The 2,331-nt window shown below is 70.5% G+C and carries 3 protein-coding genes; 2 read left to right on the top strand and 1 reads right to left on the bottom strand.

The annotated features are described in order from the left end of the window. Positions 1-698 (bottom strand): glycosyltransferase family 4 protein (locus PV363_RS17340; protein WP_301023021.1); only part of this gene is annotated, 698 nt, incomplete at its 3' end. An 88-nt stretch (positions 699-786) separates the two neighbouring features. Between PV363_RS17340 and PV363_RS17335 the strand changes: the two genes are divergently transcribed. Then, complete coding sequence (locus PV363_RS17335) at positions 787-1,536, top strand: class I SAM-dependent methyltransferase (protein WP_301023020.1); 750 nt, start codon at positions 787-789, stop codon at positions 1,534-1,536. Between the two features lie 92 nt (positions 1,537-1,628). After that, the coding region (locus PV363_RS17330; RefSeq protein WP_301023019.1) for an alpha-(1->3)-arabinofuranosyltransferase family protein at positions 1,629-2,331 on the top strand (703 nt) is incomplete at its 3' end.

Raw genomic sequence — 2,331 nt, 5'->3', positions numbered from 1 at the left:
TCCTCCCACCAACCGTCTCCCACCACGGTGACCGTCAGGTCCGGCATCTCGGTCAGCTCGGCGAGCGCGTCGATCGCGTGCTCGACCTGCTTGTGGGGAACGAGGCGGCCCACGACGCACATCGAGGGGTGCGTCGAGCGCCGCGCGTGCGTGACAGGGGTCGGATCGGTGCCGTTGTGGACGACGGAGATGCGGTCGGCATCGACGCCCAGAGCGACCAGCTCGTCGCGGGTCGCGGTGGAGACGGCGACGTAGCGCGATCGCCGATAGAGGCGTGGCGAGAGCCAGGACTCGATCCACCACCCGATCCGACCGACGAGACCGGGGTAGACGACGGGCCACTGCTCGCGGTGGACGTGGTGGACGAGGACCACGACCGGCTTGCGGGTCGCGAGGCGGGTGAAGAACGGGAGTCCGTTCTGGACGTCGACGACGAGGTCGACGCGCCCGAACCGGCGGAAGAGCAGGCCTAGGAGCGCAAAGGCGTACACGGCCGTCTTGTCGCCACGGCGCACGAAGCGGATCCCGTCGCGAACCTCGTCGCGTGGCGCGTGCTGGTGTGCGGCGCAGAACGCTGTGACGCGGTATCCGCGCTCGACGAGTCCGAGCGCGGCCTCCTCGACGAACCGCTCGGAGCCCCCGCCCTCGGGGTTGCGGGTGTCGCGCCAGTTGCAGATCAGCACGTGCCTCGATGACATGGTGTCGGTCTCCCTCCCAGGAGCGCTCAGGTTACCAGCGAGTTAGGGAGGTCACGATCGGCTCGGGCCCGTCGGTTATCGTCGGCGCGTGACCGCTCAGTTCCTCCGCCCCGAGACCTCGCAGCCGACGCTCGGTCGGTCGATTCGTCTCTTCCGTGCGCACCGGGTCGAGCAGACCGATCCCGACCACTTCTACGGCATGCTTGCGGCGGACTCGGTGGGCCAGCTGTCGCAGTACGGCGACCTGGCGGGCAAGAGCGTCCTCGACGTCGGCGGCGGGCCCGGCTACTTCGCGAGCGCCTTCCGCGGGGCAGGCGCGACGTACACGCCGCTCGACTCCGACCTCGGTGAGCTCTCGGGGCTCGGGGACCCCGAGCCGGGCACGGTCATCGGCAGCGGGATGTCGCTCCCGTTCCGCGACGGCGCCTTCGACGTCACCTACTCGTCCAACGTGCTCGAGCACGTCCCCGAGCCGTGGACCATGGCTGAGGAGATGGTCCGCGTGACTCGTCCCGGTGGTCTGATCTTCCTCTCGTACACGCTGTGGTTCGGGCCGGGGGGAGGTCCCGAGACCGCGCCGTGGCACTACCTCGGCGGCTACCGCGCCGCCGACCGGTACGCCCGGACCCACGGCAAGCGGCCCAAGAACGACTTCGGCACCTCGTTGTTCGCCGTCACCGCCGGCGCCGGGATGCGCTGGGCTCGCACCCAGACCGACGCGGAGGTGCTCGAGCTGATGCCTCGCTACCACCCGCGCTGGGCGTGGTGGACCCTGCACGTTCCCGTGCTGCGGGAGGTGACGACGTGGAATCTCGCGATCGTTCTGCGCAAACGCTGACTCCGAGGCCCGAGCCGAAGCCGGAGCCGAAGCCCGAGGAGCGGCCGACGGCGCGGCCGAAGCCGGAGCCGAAGTCCTCGTCGCGGGCACAGATGCTGACCTGGCGCTTTCGTCTCCTCGCCGTGTGCCTCGGCCTCGTCGCCGTGGCCTTCGTGCAGGCGCCGGGACGGATCCTCACCGACACCAAGCTCGACCTCGTCGTCGACCCGGCTGGGTTCCTCGGCCGGGCCCTGAGCCTGTGGGACCCGGTGGGGGCTTTCGGCCAGGTCCAGAACCAGGCGTACGGCTACCTCTTCCCGATGGGGCCCTTCTTCCTGCTCGGCGACATCGTGCAGATCGAGCCGTGGATCGTCCAGCGCCTGTGGTGGTCCCTGCTCCTCGTCACGGCGTTCCTGGGGATCGTCAAGCTCTGCGCGGCGATGCAGATCGGCGCGCCGTGGGCCCGGATCGTGGCGGGGCTGGCGTACGCCCTCTCACCCCGCATCCTGAGCGTGATCGGACCGAGCTCGATCGAGGTCTGGCCGATGGCGCTCGCACCGTGGGTGCTGGTTCCGCTGGTGCTCGGGCTGCGTCGGGCCGACCCGCGCCGCATGGCGGCGCTCAGCGCACTGGCGGTCGCCTGCGTCGGCGGCGTCAATGCCGTGGCGACGTTCGCCGTGATCCCACTGGGTGCTCTGTGGCTGCTGCTCGCGCCGGCCGGCCCGCGCCGACGGGCGATGATGGTCTGGTGGCCGGTCTTCGTGCTGCTGGGCACCCTGTGGTGGCTGGTCCCGCTGTTCGTGCTGGGCCAGTACA

Origin of the sequence: Mumia sp., from assembly GCF_028803055.1 — a bacterium.
Taxonomy (GTDB): domain Bacteria; phylum Actinomycetota; class Actinomycetes; order Propionibacteriales; family Nocardioidaceae; genus Mumia.
Note: the sequence above shows the minus strand (reverse complement) of the source record. Positions and strands in the feature narration are given on the sequence as shown.